This window comes from Curtobacterium sp. MCBA15_016, assembly GCF_001865105.1.
Lineage (GTDB): Bacteria > Actinomycetota > Actinomycetes > Actinomycetales > Microbacteriaceae > Curtobacterium.
This window is the reverse complement of record NZ_MJGR01000031.1, coordinates 21,052-21,967: the sequence shown is the minus strand read 5'-3', so window position 1 is coordinate 21,967 and position 916 is coordinate 21,052. Positions and strand designations below refer to the sequence as shown.

Here is a 916-nt window from a genome sequence, read left to right as displayed (position 1 = left end):
CCACGGTCTCGGCGGTCGCCCGCTGGAGCCCGCGTGCCTGCCACAGCTGCGTGAGCTCCTCCAGCTCGGCGACCGGGTCCTCTCGCAGCTCCCGGCGCTCCTTCTCGATGAGCGACCGCTGGCTGTCCTTCTGGCTGCTCACCGACACGTACTCCCCGAGCGCCATGGAGACCGCGCCACCCACGAGTGCGGCGATCCCGGCGGTCGCGATGGCGGGCACCGATGTCGACGCCCCGGCGACCCCCACGACGATCGACGCCGTGGACACGATGCCGTCGTTCGCGCCGAGCACACCGGCTCGGAGCCAGTTCAGGCGCGCGGCGAGGTCGCCGTCGTGCGCCTCACCGGGGTGGGGTCCAGGTGCGGTCATGGTCCTGATCGAACCAGGTCGGGCCCGTCGTGTTCGAGCGCGGGGTCGTGTTCGTGTGAGGTTTCGAACGATGCCGGCGCCCGGAACCGCTTGGCTGGAGCCACAGCGCCGGTGTCGATCGGCGCACGATGTGGAAGGCCGACATGGACTGGCAGTTCGGCGGGATACCGCTCCACCCCCTCTTCGTCCACCTCACCTCCGTCGCGGTCCCGGTCGCGGCCCTCACCGCGATCGCCGTCGCCGTGTGGCCGGCAGCGCGACGGTGGCTCGCCGTCGGTGCGCCGGTCATCGGGCTGGTCGCACTGGTGTCCGTCCCGCTCGCGACGTCCTCCGGCGAGTGGCTGGAGCACCACGAGCAGGAGACCGCGTTGCTCGAACGGCACACCGAGCTCGCCGACGGGATGCTCCCGTGGTCGATCGCGGTCTTCGCGCTCCTGACGCTCTGGTGGGCCTGGCACCGCTTCGGGACCGCCCGGGTGACGAGCGTCGGCGTGGTGCGGGCCGTCGGGATCGTCGGACCGGTGCTGCTCGGGCTGGTCGCCGTCG

The 916-nt window shown here is 72.3% G+C and carries 2 protein-coding genes; one reads left to right on the top strand and one right to left on the bottom strand.

Translation table 11 applies throughout. The annotated features are described in order from the left end of the window. Positions 1-370 (bottom strand): VIT1/CCC1 transporter family protein (locus tag BIV03_RS12975; RefSeq protein ID WP_175475837.1); only part of this gene is annotated, 370 nt, incomplete at its 3' end. Positions 371-513: 143 nt separating this feature from the next. Here BIV03_RS12975 and BIV03_RS19710 point away from each other — a divergent pair. Beyond that, positions 514-916: DUF2231 domain-containing protein (locus tag BIV03_RS19710; protein ID WP_083403420.1), on the top strand; the 403-nt coding region annotated here is incomplete at its 3' end.